This is a genomic window from Rothia sp. HMSC078H08, from assembly GCF_001808955.1.
Classification (GTDB): Bacteria; Actinomycetota; Actinomycetes; order Actinomycetales; family Micrococcaceae; genus Rothia.
This window is the reverse complement of record NZ_KV795257.1, coordinates 467832-485516: the sequence shown is the minus strand read 5'-3', so window position 1 is coordinate 485516 and position 17685 is coordinate 467832. Positions and strand designations below refer to the sequence as shown.

The 17685-nt window shown below is 60.1% G+C and carries 16 protein-coding genes; 9 read left to right on the top strand and 7 right to left on the bottom strand.

The features are described 5' to 3' along the window. Positions 1-111: 111 nt before the first annotated feature. The 6 genes from HMPREF2528_RS08700 to HMPREF2528_RS08675 all read left to right on the top strand — a co-directional run bounded on the left by HMPREF2528_RS08700 (position 112) and on the right by HMPREF2528_RS08675 (position 5893). Positions 112-312 (top strand): hypothetical protein, encoded by a 201-nt coding sequence (locus tag HMPREF2528_RS08700; protein ID WP_141744700.1) that lies wholly within the window; start codon positions 112-114, stop codon positions 310-312. Then, positions 303-1637, top strand: a complete 1335-nt coding sequence (locus tag HMPREF2528_RS08695) for a hemolysin family protein (RefSeq protein WP_012903247.1) — start codon at positions 303-305, stop codon at positions 1635-1637. The genes HMPREF2528_RS08700 and HMPREF2528_RS08695 overlap by 10 nt, the downstream gene beginning before the upstream one ends. Beyond that, on the top strand, positions 1634-2716 hold the full coding sequence (locus HMPREF2528_RS08690; protein WP_070543747.1) for a hemolysin family protein: 1083 nt from the start codon (positions 1634-1636) through the stop codon (positions 2714-2716). Before HMPREF2528_RS08695 ends, HMPREF2528_RS08690 begins: the two co-directional genes overlap by 4 nt. Before the next feature lie 352 nt (positions 2717-3068). Further along, positions 3069-4076, top strand: coding sequence for a metal ABC transporter solute-binding protein, Zn/Mn family (locus HMPREF2528_RS08685; protein WP_012903249.1), 1008 nt, complete (start codon positions 3069-3071; stop codon positions 4074-4076). Next, positions 4077-4976 (top strand): metal ABC transporter ATP-binding protein, encoded by a 900-nt coding sequence (locus HMPREF2528_RS08680; protein ID WP_070543746.1) that lies wholly within the window; start codon positions 4077-4079, stop codon positions 4974-4976. Continuing rightward, entirely contained in the window at positions 4973-5893 is a 921-nt protein-coding gene (locus tag HMPREF2528_RS08675; protein WP_049342170.1) for a metal ABC transporter permease, read from the top strand. The genes HMPREF2528_RS08680 and HMPREF2528_RS08675 overlap by 4 nt, the downstream gene beginning before the upstream one ends. Positions 5894-6154: 261 nt before the next feature. Here the strand turns inward: HMPREF2528_RS08675 and HMPREF2528_RS08670 are convergent, their stop codons facing one another. Then, complete coding sequence (locus HMPREF2528_RS08670) at positions 6155-6619, bottom strand: Fur family transcriptional regulator (protein WP_070505959.1); 465 nt, start codon at positions 6617-6619, stop codon at positions 6155-6157. Between the two features lie 157 nt (positions 6620-6776). Between HMPREF2528_RS08670 and HMPREF2528_RS08665 the strand changes: the two genes are divergently transcribed. Together HMPREF2528_RS08665 and HMPREF2528_RS08660 are read left to right on the top strand one after the other, a co-directional pair. After that, the gene (locus HMPREF2528_RS08665; RefSeq protein ID WP_049349528.1) at positions 6777-7454 is read left to right on the top strand and encodes an MBL fold metallo-hydrolase; all 678 of its coding nucleotides are present in this window, start codon (positions 6777-6779) and stop codon (positions 7452-7454) included. Positions 7455-7507: 53 nt separating this feature from the next. Further along, positions 7508-7936 (top strand): HIT family protein, encoded by a 429-nt coding sequence (locus tag HMPREF2528_RS08660; protein WP_070543745.1) that lies wholly within the window; start codon positions 7508-7510, stop codon positions 7934-7936. 129 nt (positions 7937-8065) lie between these two features. Here HMPREF2528_RS08660 and budA read toward each other — a convergent pair whose 3' ends face one another. The 5 genes from budA to lipB form a co-directional block, all read right to left on the bottom strand. Next, positions 8066-8815, bottom strand: coding sequence for an acetolactate decarboxylase (gene budA, locus HMPREF2528_RS08655; RefSeq protein WP_070543744.1), 750 nt, complete (start codon positions 8813-8815; stop codon positions 8066-8068). Positions 8816-9468: 653 nt separating this feature from the next. Next, positions 9469-10893, bottom strand: coding sequence for a type I glutamate--ammonia ligase (gene glnA, locus HMPREF2528_RS08650; RefSeq protein ID WP_005508615.1), 1425 nt, complete (start codon positions 10891-10893; stop codon positions 9469-9471). 349 nt (positions 10894-11242) lie between these two features. Next, entirely contained in the window at positions 11243-11959 is a 717-nt protein-coding gene (locus HMPREF2528_RS08645; protein ID WP_049342166.1) for a DUF4191 domain-containing protein, read from the bottom strand. A 209-nt stretch (positions 11960-12168) separates the two neighbouring features. Further along, positions 12169-13176, bottom strand: coding sequence for a lipoyl synthase (gene lipA / locus HMPREF2528_RS08640; RefSeq protein ID WP_005505472.1), 1008 nt, complete (start codon positions 13174-13176; stop codon positions 12169-12171). 164 nt (positions 13177-13340) lie between these two features. Further along, entirely contained in the window at positions 13341-14042 is a 702-nt protein-coding gene (gene lipB / locus HMPREF2528_RS08635) for a lipoyl(octanoyl) transferase LipB (protein WP_256387664.1), read from the bottom strand. Between the two features lie 184 nt (positions 14043-14226). Between lipB and HMPREF2528_RS08630 the strand changes: the two genes are divergently transcribed. Continuing rightward, the gene (locus tag HMPREF2528_RS08630) at positions 14227-15945 is read left to right on the top strand and encodes a peptidase (RefSeq protein WP_070543743.1); all 1719 of its coding nucleotides are present in this window, start codon (positions 14227-14229) and stop codon (positions 15943-15945) included. A 184-nt stretch (positions 15946-16129) separates the two neighbouring features. Here HMPREF2528_RS08630 and sucB read toward each other — a convergent pair. Beyond that, a partial coding sequence (sucB, locus tag HMPREF2528_RS08625) for a 2-oxoglutarate dehydrogenase, E2 component, dihydrolipoamide succinyltransferase (RefSeq protein ID WP_070543742.1) occupies positions 16130-17685 on the bottom strand: 1556 nt, incomplete at its 5' end.

Here is a 17685-nt window from a genome sequence, read left to right as displayed (position 1 = left end):
TTAGCAATGAGCCGCGTGCGCAACAAGTACTGTCTTGCACGTGTGAGCAGGCACTCTACAGCACCGGGAAGAGACGAAACCTTCGCTAAAATATGGGGTATGGATGACCCTTTGAGTAAGACTCTGACTACTAGCCAGCGCAGAATACTGCCCGAATACTCGGCGCTCCGTACCGTGATGTTCCGTGCAGCCACCCGTGAAAACACCCCGCTTTCGAGTGCCCAGCATCTGGACATCTCCCGCGCGGTGGTGCTTCACCAGAACCGAGTCGCCGCACACCAGTCGATGGAGGCGGTGGCTGAGTGGATCTAATCCTTCTGCTCATCGGCCTGCTCCTCATCCTGGGTACCGGCTTCTTCGTCGCCGTAGAGTTCTCCCTCGTAGCACTCGAAACCGCGACCGTGCAGCAGGCAAAGGACTCCGGCGATAAAGCAGCCGACGCCGTCCTGCGCTGCCTCAAGACGCTCTCTACTCAGCTCTCCAGCTGCCAGATCGGCATCACCATCACCACGCTGCTGACCGGTTACACCCTCGACGCCGCCATCAAGGCGCTCACCACCGGCGCCATCAGCAGCCTGGGTCTGCCCACCAGCGTGACCGACGTACTCACCCTGGTGCTGGCGATGCTCATCGCAACCCTGCTCTCCATGGTCGTCGGCGAACTGCTGCCCAAGGGCCTCGCTATCGCCGAACCCTACGATGTGGCGCGTCGAGTCGCCCCCGCGCAGCTGGCATTCACCCGCGTCATGTCCCCGCTCGTGCGCATCATGAACGGATCCGCCAACTGGATTCTCGGACGCTTCGGCATGGAAGCCAAAGAAGAACTCTCCGCCGCCCGCACCCCCGAAGAGCTCTCCTCCATGGTGCGCCGCTCCGCAGAAGAAGGCACCCTCGACTCCGACGCGGCACGCTTCGTGGACCGCACCCTGCGCTTCTCCGAGCTGACCGCCTCCGAAGTAATGACCCCGCGCGGCCAGGTCGCCATGCTCGAAGACACCGCCCCCGTTGCCGAAGTCATCAAGCTGGCACGCTCCACCGGCCACTCCCGATTCCCCCTCTACAAGGGCGACCACGACAACATCGTGGGCGTCGTACACGTGAAGAAAGCGGTCGGTGTGCCCCCGGAGGTACGTGAAACCCTCGAAGCCGGCGCCCTTGCAGAAGACGTGCTGCAGGTCCCCGAAACCCTGCACCTGGACGCGCTGCTCACCCAGCTACGCCAGGGTGCCCTGCAGCTCGCCGTGGTCCTCGACGAATACGGCGGAACCGCGGGCATCGCAACCCTCGAAGACCTCGTCGAAGAAATCGTCGGCGAAGTCTCCGACGAACACGACCGCGGCCGCACCGAACGCCCCCTACGCTACGGCAACGGCGACTGGGTGTTCTCCGGCCTGCGCCGCCCCGACGAAATCAACGCGCTCATCCCCGGGCTCGAGGTTGAGGAAAGCCCCGAATACGAAACCGTCGGCGGCTTCATGATGGAACGGCTCGGCCGCATCCCCGAAGTAGGCGACAGCGTCCCCGTACCCGGCGGCACTCTGCGCGTCGACACCCTCGAAGGCCGCCGCGTGGACCGCATCCGATTCACCCCCGCACCTAGCGCACAGGAACAGACCGAGAAGGGAGGCAACGCATGAACGACTGGGTAGCCATCGCACTGCTCGTCATCCTGCTCGCCGGAAACGCCTTCTTCGTCGCCGGTGAATTCGCCATCATGTCCACCCGACGAGCACAAATCGAACCGCTCGCCGAAGAAGGCAATAAGCGAGCGCAGACCGTCATCTACGCGCTAGAAAACGTCTCGCTCATGCTCGCCACCTGCCAGCTGGGCATCACCATCTGCTCGCTGCTGATTCTGAACGTCTCAGAACCGGCACTGCACCACATGCTGGAGGTGCCCCTGCACCTGGTCGGCCTGCCCCACGCAATCGTGGACGTAATCGCCTTCGGTATCACCCTGATTATGGTCACCTACCTGCACGTGATCTTCGGCGAGATGGTTCCCAAGAACGCCGCCGTGACCCTCGCCGCCCGCGGTGTGGCTCTCTGGATTGTGCCGACCCTGGTGACCTTCTCCAAGATTTTCGCCCCCGTGGTCGCCCTGCTGAACAACCTGTCCAACAAGCTGCTGGCGCTCATGAAGGTCGACGCGAAGGACGAAGTCGCCTCCACCTTCACCCTGGGCGAGCTGCAGACCATCGTGGCAACCTCAACCGCGGAAGGCACTGTGGAAGACGACGCCGGCGTGATTGAAAGCGCCCTCGAATTCACCGAGAAGGACGTCTACGAAATCATGGTGCCCGGCGATAAGCTCGTCACCCTGCCCTTCGGCAGCACCCCCGCCGAGCTGGAACGCGCCGTGGCACGTAGCGGCTACTCCCGATTCGTCATTACCGACAGTGACGGAACCTACATGGGCTACCTGCACGTGAAGGACGCCCTCGCCATTGCCCCCGAGCGGTTCGAGGAGCCCTTCCCCTGGTACAAGCTGCGTTCCCTGGACACGCTCACCCCGACCACCGATATTGACGATGCGCTCGCCTCCATGCAGCGCAGCCGAACCCATATCGCGCAGGTTATGGATGAGCACGGCGTAACTCTCGGTGTGGTCTTCCTCGAAGACGTGCTGGAGGAGCTCGTCGGCGAAATCAACGACACCACCCAGGACGCGGTGCGTGAGCGTGTACGCCGACAGCAGTCGCGTGAAGCCCAGTAATAAGCCCAGTAGCCGTATCGTGAGATACCTCGAATAAAACAGGGAAATCTTGAACACACAGCCCGCCCGGTGCCCTCGTCAAAGAGGGCGAGGGGCGGGCTGTTTTGCGGTTAAAAACGTCTTATGGATGCCCCCAAGGGGCACTCTCAGACGGAGGGATGAAGCGGCAGTATAAAGTAGCGGTGGGGGAGCGCAGTAGGCTGAGCTAACTATCCCTGTTGCATAAGCTACTGACAGGGAAAAGGGTTGCCTAACAGCACCCAAATGACACCAATAAAGAGTTGTTTATACGGGTGTGCGCATGATGTAGTTAAGGAACCTACAGACTAGAACGAACCGAAAGAGAGCCCTCATGTCGCACCCGAAGATCACCCGCAAGCACTTCCTCACCGCAATGGGCTCACTCGCTGCGTCCTCCCTGCTGCTGGCAGGCTGCGCAACCGAGAACAAGACCTCCTCCGGTTCGTCCTCCTCGGCTGGCTCTAACAAGGGCAAGGTGAAGGTCGTCGCCTCCACCGACGTCTACGCAGACATCGCCAAGCAGGTTGGCGGCGACTACATTGAGGTCACCGCGCTCATTGCCTCCACCAGCACCGACCCCCACTCTTACGAAGCCACCAGCGCCGACCGTCTCAAGGCAAAGGACGCATCCCTGATCGTCATCAACGGCGCAGGCTACGACCTGTTCCTCGAAGACCTCGCAGGCAAGGACAACGCCTCCCAGAAGATCGTGAACGCGGTCAAGGTCAGCGGCAAGCTCACCGACGCCGAATACACCCACCTGGTCGAGGACCACCGCGGCGGCGAACACCACGAAGACGGCGGCGACCACGCCCACGCACACGAGTTCAATGAGCACCTCTGGTACGACTTCGAAACCATGAAGAAGGTCGCCCAGAAGATCGCTGAAGAGCTCGCAGGCCTCGACTCCGCACACGCTGAGGCGTTCCGCACCAACGCATCCACCTTCTCCAAGGAACTGGACGCACTGGACGCAGCAGCTAAGGCAATCGCCGGTGAAGGCAAGAAGTACCTGTCCACCGAGCCCGTGCCGGACTACCTGATTTCCTCCACCGGCGCAGAGAACGCAACCCCCAGCGAATTCGCTGAGGCGGCAGAAGCCGGCAACGACGTCCCCGCCCTCGTCCTGAAGGAAACCAAGGACATGGTCACCGAGAAGAAGGTCCAGCTGCTCGCCTACAACGAGCAGACCTCCACCTCCCAGACCAACGAGGTGCTGCAGGCAGCTAAGGACGCCTCGGTGAACTACGTATCCTTCACCGAAACCCTGCCGGAAAACACCAACTACCTGGCATGGATGAAGACCAACGTCAGCAACCTCGAAAAGGCGCTCTCCTAAGTGACTGACAACAATAACGGTGCCGCCCCCGCGATTTCCATTCGCGGGGGTAGCCTCGCTTTCGGGACCCGCACCCTCTGGAAAGATCTAACCCTCGACATCGGCGCAGGCGAATACTTCGCCGTGCTCGGACCCAATGGCTCCGGCAAGTCCACCTTCCTCAAAGTCGTTCTCGGCCTGACCGGACTCAACGCCGGCGACATCTCTGTGCTCGGCAAACCCGCACGCCTGGGCAACGCCGGCGTCGGCTACGTACCGCAGCAGAAGTCCATCCCCACCTCCACCCCGATGCGTGCCCGCGACCTCGTGGGGCTTGGTGTGGACGGGCACCGCTGGGGCATCCGCCTGCACAGCCGCAAATACCGCGCCAAGGTTGATGAGCTCCTCGAAGCCGTCGGCGCGACCGAGTACGCGAACGTGCCGGTGGGTCTGCTCTCCGGCGGTGAGCAGCAGCGCCTGCGTATCGCCCAGGCGCTCGCGAACGACCCGAAGATTCTGCTGGCTGACGAGGCGCTACTCTCCCTGGACCTCAACCACCAGTACGCGGTGGCTGAGCTGATTCACCGGTTCAACCGTGAACGCGGCGTGGCGGTGGTGTTCGTGACCCACGAAATCAACCCCATCATTGAGCATGTGGATCGCGTTCTTTACCTGGCGAATGGCCGTTTCACGGTCGGTTCGGTGGAAAAGGTCATGACCAGCGAGACTCTCACCTCCCTGTACGGAACCCCGGTGAGCGTGCTTAAGTCTAATGGTCGTTACGTGGTGGTGGGTGAGACTCACGCCAGCGACCACTGCCATCTTGAGGGCACCGACCAGAATATTCACGGCTCCCACCTGAAGTCTGGTCTCTCTGAACCGCAGCGCACTCTACACCTTCCGGGAGGAACCACTCGATGACCATTCTTGCTTCCCTCCCCGCTCTGGCACCGGTTGCCGCCGCGCAGAACGATTTGCTCTCCCGCATCTTCGTTTTTGACCGCTATGGTGAGCTGTTGCAGATGCTGCAGAACTCCATTTTTGCTGGCGCTGTGCTAGGCCTTATTGGCGGTTTCGTCGGCATTTTCGTGATGATGCGCGACCATGCCTTTGCGGTGCACGGCATTTCTGAAATGTCTTTTGCGGGTGCCGCCCTTGCCCTGTTGCTCGGCTATGACGTGGTGACCGGCTCCATGGTCGGTTCGATTGCCTCGGCTCTGCTGATTGCCTTTCTGGGTTCTAAAGCGAGCAATTCGAACTCGGTCATTGGTGCGCTCATGCCGTTCGGCCTGGGCTTGGGTATTCTCTTCCTCTCCCTGTACCAGGGCCGTAGCGCGAATAAGTTTGGTCTGCTGACCGGTCAGATCGTGTCCGTGGATGCCGACCAGCTGCACACCATGATTATTGGTGCGGTGGTTATTATTTCCCTGCTGGTGATGGTGTGGCGTCCGCTGAGCTTTGCTTCCCTGGACCCGGAGGTTGCGCGCGCTAAGGGCGTGCCGATGCGCTTTTTGTCCCTGGTGTTCATGGTGATTCTGGGTATTGCTGTGGCGCTGTCGGTGCAGGTGGTCGGTTCGCTGCTGGTGCTGGCGCTGCTGATTACTCCGGCGGCTGCGGCGATGCAGGTGACTGCCTCTCCGGTACGCACCCTGATCCTGTCGGTGCTGTTCGCGGAGGCGTCCATTGTGGGCGGTATTCTGCTGGCTCTTGCCGGTTCGCTGCCGATTAGCCCCTACGTGACCAGTATTTCCTTCCTGATTTATGTGGTGTGCCGTGTGATTGGTGGCGTGAAGCGTCGCCATAGCGCCTCGGGCCGCCAGCTGGCTGAGAAGGCATAAGATCTATAGAAAGAGCCCCACCTCGGGAATGAGGTGGGGCTCTTTTGTTGTCGTGCATAGGTGCCGCGGTGAAAAGGGGGATGTCCCGGCGCGGCGTGGGCTTAGTCTGTGTGGCGTTGCCTTGTTCAGATGCCCTGTGTGTCGTGGTGTAGCGGCGTCAAAGATCTTGAAGGCGCCGTTTCCTTCGTTGAGAAGGTTTTCCCTCGATGGGGGATAGCTCCTCAGATGAGGGGCTTAGAGGTTGCGGCTTGGCCTGCAACGTTAGCGTGCAGTGCCGCCCTGCGCTTCTTCCTCGCGACGTGCTAAAGTGCAGTCCGGGCAGTAACCGGTCACTTCAACCACGTGCTCCAGCTCCGAGAAGCCGTGCTGCTTACCCATAGCCAGTGCCCAGTCCTCAAGGGCGGGTGCTTCCAGCTCAATGGCGGTGCCGCATCGGCGGCAGAGCAGGTGGTGGTGATGGTCCTTTACCTGGCAGTGGCGGTACAGGGTCTCACCCTCAACGCCCTTGACCGAGTCGAGCTCACCGGCGTTAGCCAGCGATTGCAGTACACGGTAGGTGGTTGCGAGAGAGACCTGTTCCTTGCGGTTCGCGAGGGTCAGGTGCAGATCCTGTGCTGAGATGAAATCGCCGAGCTCTTCCATGGTCGCTTTGATGATGCGGCGCTGGCGGGTATTTCGGGCTTCGGCGGGCTTCGTAATTCTCCGTACGGGAATATGAGTGTCCATTGCTGAACCTTTCGGAGCGGATTTCCGCCCCATTGTGTGGTCGATCTTGTCTTACGACTTTACACTAGAGGCGTTCAAAAGGTGGTTGATTTGCGCTTTATCTCAAAAGTTGAAGCCGCCTCGGGGCGGGTGTGGAGGTTCGCGGTAGACTAAAACTATGAAAATGACGAAGTACACCCACTCATGTATCCGCCTTGAAAATGAGGGGCGCACCCTCGTTCTTGACCCCGGTAACTTTGCCGCAGAAGGCGAACACGCCACCGCGCTGGAAGGCGCCGATTACCTGTTCGTGACTCACGCGCATCCGGACCATTTTGATGGCCCGTCGGTGCTGCCGCTGATTGCTCAGCGCGCCGAGTCGCAGAACCCGTTGAAGATTTGGGCTCCCGAGGCTGTAGCCCAGGTCATCAAGGAGGCTGTGCCTGCTGCCGAGGTTACCGTTGTTTCCTCTGATTCTGAGTTCAGCATCCCCGGTTTTGAGGTGAAGACCTACGGCGGTCAGCACGCCCTGATTCACCCGCTGATTCAGACCATCGCTAACGTTGGTTACCTGATTAACGGTGCCGTGTACCACCCGGGTGACTCGCTGGTGGTTCCTCACCGCGTGCGTGCAAATACCGTCCTGGTGCCGATTCACGCCCCCTGGTCGAAGGTTCAGGAAGTCATCGATTTTGTGATTGCGACCGGCGCGCAGCGTGTGGTTCCGATTCACAACGGCATGATTAATCAGAATGGCACCGGCATTATTGAAGGCCTGGTGACGAACTTCGGTGCGAAGTACGGCACTGAGCTGAAGCACCTGAACCCCGGTGAGAGTATTGAGGTTGAGGCGTAAGCCTGACCGTTGAGCTTCAAACGCGCCGATGACGGCGCATGAAGGAGAGTATTGTGAGCACAATTTTTACCAAGATTATTGATGGCGAAATCCCGGGTCGTTTCGTCTGGAAGGACGATCAATGCGTGGCGTTCATGGACATCATGCCTCTGTCGGAAGGTCACCTGCTGCTCGTTCCCCGCGCTGAGGTCGACCGTTGGCCCGACCTGCCGGCTGAGCTGGCAGCGCACCTGTTCGCTGTGGCGCACAAGATTTCTGGTGCCCTGGATCAGGCGTTTGATAAGGACCGTGTGGCTCTGGTGATTGCAGGCTTCGACGTGCCGCACACCCACATCCACCTGTTCCCGGCTGACGGCATGGCTGACTACGATCCCGCTAACGCGAAGAAAGATGCAACTGCCGAAGAGCTGGATGCGGCCGCTGAGAAGGTGCGTGTTGCCCTGCGCGAGCGCGGCCACGGCGAGTTCGTGCCGGAGGCGTAAGCGCCCTTTACAGCGCGTATAAACACGACAGCGCGTATAAACACGAAGGAGCCGCCCTCTACAGAACTGTAGAGGGCGGCTCCTTCGTTAATATAGCCCGTTGCTATATCCCGGGAGCGGGAAAGAAGCTTAGTGCTTTTCGGCCTTGGAGATCTGCTCAGCCAGGTCCTCGGGGGAGAGGTTAGCGGAGGAGAACTCGGGGGTCAGCGGCAGGGGCAGCTGCAGGCCGGTACCGGGGCAAATCTCGACCTTTGCCGAACGCAACTTGAAGTCGACCACGTGGCCGCCCTGAACGCGCTCATCATCGATAAAGTGGGCGTGGCAGCCGGGCACCGAGATGCCCTGCTCGTAAATCGGGGTGCGGAAGCCAACAATCGTGCCGGTCACGTTATCGAACTGGACAATGTCCTCGTTCTCGGTGGCCGCAACCATCTTCGGGTAGGGCTTCTCCTGCTTGATAACGGTGCGGGTGCGGACCCATTCGAACTCGCCGTAAATCTTGATGGCGTACATGTAGTTCTTGGAGACGGTGAAGTCATCCAGAATCTGCGAGGCAGACTTACGCAGCAGGTTCTGCGGTAGTTCGCGCTTAATCATGGGCACGAAGTTGGTGACCACGGCGTAGGGGGTCTGCTGGCGCAGGTCGGGCAGGGACACGGAACCGTCGTGGCGTACCTGGTAGCAGACGCCGTCGAGGACGACCATTTCGCCGTCGAGGCCGTTGAAGGTACCCACACCGAAGTTGCCGTGGCTCAGGAGCTCACCGATGGTCATCTCGCCATCGTAGATGCCGTCCAGCAGCTGGGACATGAGGCCGGTCTGAAAAACTTCGTTACGGAAAACAGTTTCACCGTTTAGGATGGTCGGCTGATATGCCATGAGATTTCTCCTCGTTACAGTGGATGCGGCGTCAGACGGGTCGGTCGGTCATCGGCGATAGCCGCCCTAGCTAATGCTGAGAGTGGGAGGGGCGGTAGGGAGAACACGGCATTCGGTGTCGTTTCTCTAGGAATTCGTAGGTGACGCAGGCCGGGCGCACGCACTTTCATTGTACGCCCGTGCAGGAAGAACCCCGGGACTAGCGGGTACGACATCTTATGATGTGACCCTTGAACGGATCACCCTGGCGTGAATTACCCAAGTGCGGCTGACTTAGCGCGGCTGATATACCGCAAGCAACGCGAGGGCATAAAAATAGACTGGCGTTCCCTCCGGTTGCACGACAAAAAGGGAGGGAACGCCAGCACCAACAGCTTAGCCCTTAGAGCCGCTCTAAGCGCAACTAAGACACACGAGGCTCATCGAAGCAGAAAAATATTAGACACGAACCGTCACCAAAAGAGTGTGGCGAGCCTGTGCCCCGTAGAAAACCAGTAGAAACCCCTCAGAAAACACAACAACGGCCTATACGCTCCCAAAGGAACGTATAGGCCGTTGCCTGCTACCTAGAACTTACCCCAGAACCCACCCCGCAACTTATCTCAGTGCGGGTGCTGGGCAAAGCTCAGAAGGAAAGATGAAACGCCAGTGAATTAGACGCCGTAGTACAGCTGGTACTCAAGCGGGTGCGGAACCAGCGAGAGCGGCTCCAGCTCGTTCTTACGCTTGTAGTCAATCCACGCCTGAATCAGGTCCTCGGTGAAGACGCCGCCCTCGAGTAGGAAGTCGTGGTCAGCCTCCAGAGCAGCCAGAGCCTCCTCCAGGTTAGCCGGAGCCTTCTTGATGTCCTTAGCCTCTTCAGCGGGCAGCTCGTACAGGTCCTTATCGATCGGTGCCGGCGGCTCAATGCGGTTACGGATACCGTCCAGACCAGCCATCAGCTGAGCAGCGAACGCGAAGTAGGGGTTAGCGGAGGGGTCCGGTGCGCGGAACTCCAGACGCTTGGCCTTCGGGTTGGTGCCGGTAATCGGGATGCGGATACCAGCGGAACGGTTACCCTGCGAGTACACCATGTTGATGGGAGCCTCGTAGCCGGGAACCAGACGCTTGTACGAGTTCACGGTCGGGTTGGTGAACGCCAGAACAGCGGAGGAGTGCTCAATCAGACCGCCAATGTACCAGCGGGCGGTGTCAGAGAGGTTAGCGTAGCCGCGCTCATCGTAGAAGAGGGGCTCGCCGTCCTGCCACAGCGACTGGTGGCAGTGCATGCCGGAGCCGTTGTCACCGAACACGGGCTTAGGCATGAAGGTTACGGACTTGCCCCATGCGTCTGCGGTGCCCTTGATGACGTACTTGAACTTCAGCAGGTCGTCAGCAGCCTTGGTGAGGGTGTCGAACTTGTAGTTGATTTCTGCCTGGCCGGCTGCGCCCACCTCGTGGTGGCTACGCTCAACCTCAAGACCAACCTCGTCCATTGCTACGCACATTGCGTCACGCAGGTCAGCCTGCTTGTCGACGGGGGAGACGGGGAAGTAGCCGCCCTTGACGGGGGTCTTGTTGCCCAGGTTGCCGCCCTCTTCCTTGCGGCCGGTGTTCCAGGGAGCCTCATCGGAGTCGATCTTGTAGAACACGGAGTTCGGCTCGACCTGGTAGCGGACATCCTCGAAGACGAAGAATTCAGCCTCGGATGCGAAGAACGCGGTGTCTGCAATGCCGGTGGACTGCAGGTACGCCTCGGCACGCTCAGCGACGCCGCGGGGGTCACGGTGGTAGGGCTCGCCGGTGCGGGGGTTCACGATGGAGCAGATGATGACCAGGGTCTTCTCAATGCGGAAGGGGTCAACGTACGCGGACTGAACGTCGGGAATCAGCTGCATGTCGGACTCTGCAATGCCCTGGAAGCCGCGAATGGAGGAGCCATCAAAAAGCTGGCCGTTGACGAAGAAATCGTCATCAATCGCCTTAGCGGGCAGGTTGAAGTGCTGCTGCACGCCGGGCATGTCGGTGAATCGGATATCAACGAAGACTACTTCTTCGTTCTTGATAAAGTCGAGAACTTCCTGGGGGCTGGTAAACATGAGGACTGCTCCTTGTTCGACTGACGGTGCAGGAGGGTATCTTCCCTCATCACATTCAGTCTTTGGTTTAGTTTTTGGCCGCGGGCAAAACCCTGTGACATATCAAGCATAGTGGTTATTTTTTGCGCGTGCGTGACTATCGTGTTTCGGTAATGTTACAAATCCTGGAAAGGAGTTACATCTTGGTTGTCTCACGACACACAGTAGAGATGCTAACGCCCTCAGTAGAGCCAGTAGCAAAGCCAATATCAATGCCCTCAGCAGCGCAATAATCGGGCGTAACAAAAGGCCCCGGTCCTCCCCACACGGGAAGAGCCGGAGCCTTCAAAACCTTATATCAGCGTCTCGCTTAGCGGCCGCGCATCGCACGACGGTCGGGGCGTGCACGCATCGGGTCAACACCCTTCGGCAGACCATTCATCGGGTTACGCATAGTGTTCAGAGTGCTCAGGCGACCAGAAACAACCTGCATCTCCTGCTGAGTCAGAGCCTTCGGAAGCTTGTTCATAGTCTTCACAACGTCCTTGAGCTCAATCTGACCCTCATCGTGACCGGTCTCAATCACGTGAACCGGCACACCGGGAGCCACACGAGCCAGGTGCTTCTTCTCAGTGTTCACCAGCGAGTTCACGCGGCTGTGAGGGCCCTCGGTCACCAGCACAATACCGGGACGGCCCAGCGCACGGAACACCAGATCCTGGTTGCGATTCGCAGCAACGGGCTGCTCCTCAACAATCCAACCGCGGCGCACCGAGTTCATCGCTGCACCACTACGACCGGGCTGGTTCTCAATCTGAGCAAAAGCCGCAGTCTGCGCGCGGCGACCCAGCAGAAGCATCGCCACAATAGCGGCAACGCCCAGACCCAGAATCAGGAAAGTAATCCAGTTACCCAGGGCAATACCGATGAGGAGGAAAACCAAAAGGGTACCCAGAGCCGACAGACTCAGAATCCAACCGATATTCGGGTCGGACTTCTTGGTCATCTGGTAGACCTGCTTCATCTGGGCGAAAGTGCCCGGAGTGCGTTCCTTCTTCTTTTTCTTCTCTTCGCGCTTATCTGCCACGATTCTTCCTCGGCTGGTTCTTCCGCGGCCCCGAGAAGCGCCTCAAACGCTCACGGAACCATAGTGACGTAACGATGCAGTGTATGCCTGCAATTTTTCTAGTTTACCCTACCCGCACAAGGGACGGGGCATAAGGGGAGGCTCCCCGAACACCGGACGAACACCGGGTTCGAGGAGCCTCAACGCTCTCAGAAAGATTCTGAAAAGGCTTAGTAGCCCGCAGCCACCAGGGAGGAGGCTTCCTGCAGGGCTGCACCCTCACCCTCAATGTGGGCAAGGTTCTCAGGGATCGGGTAGCCGTTCTTACGCATTGCACGAGCCCACAGGCGACCTGCACGGTACGAAGAACGAACCATCGGGCCCGCCATAACGCCAGCGAAACCAATCTCCTCAGCCATGTTCGCAAAATCCACGAACTGCTGCGGCTTCACCCAACGCTCAATCGGGTGGAAGAGCGGGCCGGGGCGCAGGTACTGGGTGAGGGTAATGATGTCACAGCCAGCATCGTGCAGATCGCACAGCGCCTCGTAAATCTCGTCATCAGTCTCGCCCATACCCAGAATCAGGTTGGACTTGGTGACCATGCCGCCTTCCTTAGCCTGGGTAATAACATCCAGGGAACGCTCGTAACGGAACGCCGGGCGAATCTGACGGAAGATACGGGGGACGGTCTCCAAGTTGTGAGCGAACACCTCAGGCTTAGCGTCAATCACCTTCTGAACATGCTCGGGAACACCCTTGAAGTCGGGGACGAGCATCTCAACGCCGGTGTTCGGGCACATCTTGTGAATCTGACGGGTAGTCTCTGCGTACAGCCACGCACCACCGTCTTCCAGGTCGTCACGAGCAACACCGGTCACGGTTGCGTAACGCAGACCCATGACCTTCACGTTCTTAGCAACCTTGAACGGCTCAGCGTAATCAACAGCGACGGGCTTGCCGGTCGCAATATTGCAGAAGTCGCAACGGCGGGTGCACTCGGAGCCACCAATCAGGTAGGTTGCCTCACGGTCTTCCCAACACTCGTAAATATTGGGGCAGCCAGCCTCTTCACACACGGTGTGCAGACCCTGACCGCGAGCCAGCTCACGCATCTCGTTGTATTCGGGGCCAACAATAGCCTTGGTCTTAATCCAGTGAGGCTTCTTCTCAATGGGAACCTCAGCGTTGCGGGCCTCCACACGCAGTAGCTTGCGTCCTTCAGGTGCGGTGCTCAAAAGTCTTCTCCTTGGTCTAGATGTGCCCTCTGTGCAGGTGGGCCATCTTCTATTTTACGCCCGCTCAGGCGTAGGTGAAACTGAATTTCGTATATGACGAACAAAGCCGGACGCGTTACGTGTACGGCCTGCTCGATGCTTCTTGACTGCGTCTAACCCTGCGTTTAGTCCTGCGCCGCAATGGGCTCGAAAGACTCCGCCAGGCGGTCCTGGTACTTCAGAAGCTCCGCCTCCAGCGGCTCCAAAATATCGGCGGGGGTGACGGTGCGGCCCAGCTGCTCCGAAATGGTGGTAACACCCGCATCGCTAATACCGCAGGGAATGAACTGCTGGAAAGGTGCAGTGTCATTGCAGCAGTTAATCGCGAAGCCGTGCATGGTGGTGTTACGCGAAACGCGCATGCCCAGTGCCGCGATCTTCTTGTCCTGGGTGACGCCGTCGCCCAGAATCCACACGCCGCTACGACCCTCAACGCGCTCACCCTTAATGCCCAGACCAGCCAGGACGTTAATGATGATTTCCTCGATGATGCGCACATACGCCACCACATCAATGGGCTCGGGCAGACGCAGAATCGGGTAACCGGTCAGCTGGCCGGGGCCGTGCCAGGTCAGCTTGCCGCCGCGGTCAATCTTGACGACGGGGGTGGACTTGTCTGCGGGGTACTCGTGATCTTCGGTACGTTTACCGGCGGTAATCACTGCCTCGTGCTCAAGTAGAAGAATCGTATTCTGGCGGGTGCGGTTAGCCACCTCATCGTGGATGCGGTACTGCTCGTCCAGGCACTCAACATAGTTCACATAGTTCGGGGCGAAGCCCACGCGTTCAATCGTCACAGACATACTTTCTACCTTAGTACTGCTAATGGAGGGAAGAAAATTAGGGCGCCCTGAATCACGTGATGAGCGAACACGTCGGAATGTTACGTGAGGGTGTGCTCAAGGGGAGGGGGTGAATGAGCAGATAAATGCCTGAATTATTCTTTGGAGTACTTGAACTATTTTAGTGTGCTTAAAGATATTATTTGATGCAATTTGATAACATAATGGTATGAGAAGCAAAGAAGCACACGTTCTGGAAAGCATCGCCAACCCGGCTCTACCCACTCTGCAGATTGTCGAGTACCGGGGCGAAACCACCGAGAGTGCGCCCGCTACACGTTCCGTAACCTCCGCGCACCCCGGACGCTACACCCTGCGCACCATTTCTCAGCCCATCCCGCCAGCTCCTTCCGCCCAGCTGGCTCCTGCCGCACCCACTCTGCGCGCGGCAGCCAACGGGTACGGATTCGAGGAAAACACGGATGTATCCGCTCAGCGGCACGCCCAGACCCCGCAGGTAGCCGCCGCCCTACGTAACGCGCCCGGACTCGCCAAGCTCCACGCCGTTACTGGTGAGAGCACCGATAGCGCCAATCAGCTGTGCCTCTGGTACGAGCCCCTCGATGCGGGCACCCTTGACAAGCTCCTGCGCGCTCGCACCCTGACACCCGCCGAGCTCATGACCCTGGCGCGAACCCTGCACCGGGCGCTCGGCAGCCTCAAAAAGGTGGGGGAGGGGCGCGCCGAACTAAGCGCCGAATACATCGCTCTGAGCGCCGCCGGAGTGCCCAAACTCCTGCTACCTGACGCTGTCTACCGTGAAGCGGCCCCTCAAGATACGGAACAGCTCACCGCCGCTCGGGGCAACTACGCACGCTCCGCAGCAGCCCTGCTCTGGCAAGCCGCCTGCGGGCACGCGCCGGAACCCTCCACCGCCCGCGTACCCCTCTCACTGCGCATGGATTCACAGCGCATGGGAGCGGGCGGTATTGCAACCAATGGGGCGCCCAGTAGCGAGTGGATTGAGCGCCTCGGCAGAGCCCTCGAATACCTGCTGGACGCACCTGCCCAGGAGGCGGCGCTCGCAGGGCTCAGCTCCGTGGTCGCCCTGGCGGAGGAGGTGCCGCCTCGCCCGCTGAACGTCTACCTGAGCTGTTCAGAACGAGCCCGCGCCCTCATTCCCGCAGCTGTGGAGCCCGCGCCGGTACAGAAGCTCTCAAAGGCGCAGAAGGCTCAACGCTACCTGGCAGAGCATCTGCCTCGCGTGAAGAAGCCGGGCGTGAAGAAATCGGGGCGCGCAGCTACCGCAGGTTCTAAGCCGTTGAGCCCCACTGTGAGCCCCACGGCAAGCTTCGCAAAGACTGCGCCGCCCGCTCTAAAGAACGCAGATGCGACGGGCACATCCCGCCTGACGGTGCTACGCGGTGCTTTCGCCCGCCCCTCCGCGCGCCTGGGACTGGCTGCACGCCTGGGACTCGCCGCGCTCGCACTGGGGGCTATTGCGCTGCCTCTCGGGTTCACCCTCTACGGGCAGAACGCCCCGGCAACGGCGCAGCCCGTATCCGCTCAATCTGTGAACGCAGCGGGGGAGCATGAGCCCGGCGGCACGGAAACACAGGATCAGAGCGCGCAGGATACAGCCGCACAGGATAAAAGCGCTCAGGGCGATCAGATTCTACGAGCCCTGATCGACCAGCGAAACCAAGAACGCCGTGCCCGAGGCGGCGCAGAGCTCACCGTTGACACTGCAGAAGAACTCAGCCGCGACAGCGAGAACATCCGCGTTATGGCGGTAGTCTCCGCGCCCGGCTACCGCGCCGATAAAACCGAGCAGGAAGCCCGTAAACTCAGCGAAGAAAACGGCGTCACCCGCCAGAAAGTCATCTTCGACCTGCATCGCGGGGAGAAAGGCTGGGAGATAGCCCGCGCTGAGCCCGTCCCTGCATAGCTGAAGCTGACGCTGTATAGCTGACGCTGTAGAAACGCGGACACAACAAAAGGCGGCGGCCCCACCCACCGAAGTGGATGGAACCGCCGCCTTTTTGCTCACCGTCCGGGAAAACCCGGAGAGCTACGCTCGGTTACCCATCAGGGCACCGCCACAAGGAAACTTCCTTGAATCTATGCAGGTCTTAGAGGCCCAGCTCAGACTCGAAGTTTGCCTCCTCCAGGCGGGTCTTGAGGGTGTGCAGGAAGCGACCAGCGTCCGCACCGTCGACCACGCGGTGATCGTAGGTGAGGGACAGGTAGCACATGGAGCGGATAGCGATAACGTCGTTACCGTCAACATCCTTAACAACCATGGGGCGCTTCACGATGGAACCGGTGCCGAGGATTGCAACGTTCGGCTGGTTGATGATCGGGGTGTCGAACAGTGCACCGAAGGAACCAATGTTGGTGATGGTGAAGGTCGAACCCGACAGCTCCTCGGGGGAGATGTCGCCGGTACGTGCACGGCCACCCAGGTCGCCAATAGCCTTTGCCAGGCCAGCAATGCCCAGGTCAGAAGCGTTCTTGATGACCGGAACCAGCAGACCCTTGGGGGTGTCCACAGCAATAGCGATGTTCTCGGAGCCGTGGTAAGTGATCTGCTTGTAGTCTTCGGTCATGGAAGCGTTCAGAGCGGGGTGCTGCTGCAGAGCCTCAGCGGATGCCTGGACGAAGAAGGGCAGGAAGGTCAGCTTAGCGCCCTCACGAGCAGCGAAGCCGTCCTTAGCCTTTGCACGCAGCTGAACGATGCGGGTCACGTCAACCTCGGTGACCTGGGTCAGCTGGGTGGAGATGTCCAGGGACTCACGCATACGCTTTGCAATAACCTGGCGGATACGTGCGGTCTTCTCGACGGTGCCACGCTTGGGGGAAACCTCGAAGGTGTGCGGTGCCTTTGCGGAACCAGCAGCCGGAGCAGCAGCTGCAGCGGGAGCAGCAGCGGCGGGAGCAGCGGAACCCTTAGCAGCGATAGCAGCCTGAACATCCTGCTTGCGGATGCGGCCACCAACACCGGAGCCCTTGACGGTGGACAGGTCGATGCCGTTGTCCTTAGCGAGCTTACGGACCAGCGGGGTCACGTATGCTTCGCCCTCAGCAGCTGCCGGAGCGGCAGGTGCAGCGGGAGCTGCGGGTGCAGCCGGAGCAACAGGAGCCTCAGCAACCGGAGCGGGAGCTGCGGGAGCCTCAGCAACCGGAGCCGGAGCAGCGGGAGCAGCTGCAGCAGCAGCGTCGCCGATGATAGCCAGAACCTGGCCAACCTCTGCGTCCTCATCCTCGGGGATGCGGATCTCGAGCAGGGTACCTGCTACGGGGGAGGGAACCTCGGTGTCAACCTTGTCGGTGGAAACCTCAACCAGGGGCTCGTCAACCTCAACCTGCTCGCCAACTTCCTTCAGCCAGCGGGTAACGGTGCCCTCGGTGACGGACTCGCCCAGTGCGGGCAGTACGACCTCGATGCCTGCAGCAGCAGCTGCGGGAGCAGCCGGAGCAGCGGCGGGTGCTGCGGGAGCAGCCGGAGCCTCAGCAACCGGAGCGGGAGCTGCGGGAGCCTCAGCAGCTGCGGGAGCAGCCGGAGCAGCAGCGCCGGAACCGTCGCCAATGATAGCCAGAGCAGCGCCGACCTCGACGTCCTCGTCCTCGGGGACGAGAATCTGCTCAACAACGCCTGCTACGGGGGAGGGAACCTCGGTGTCAACCT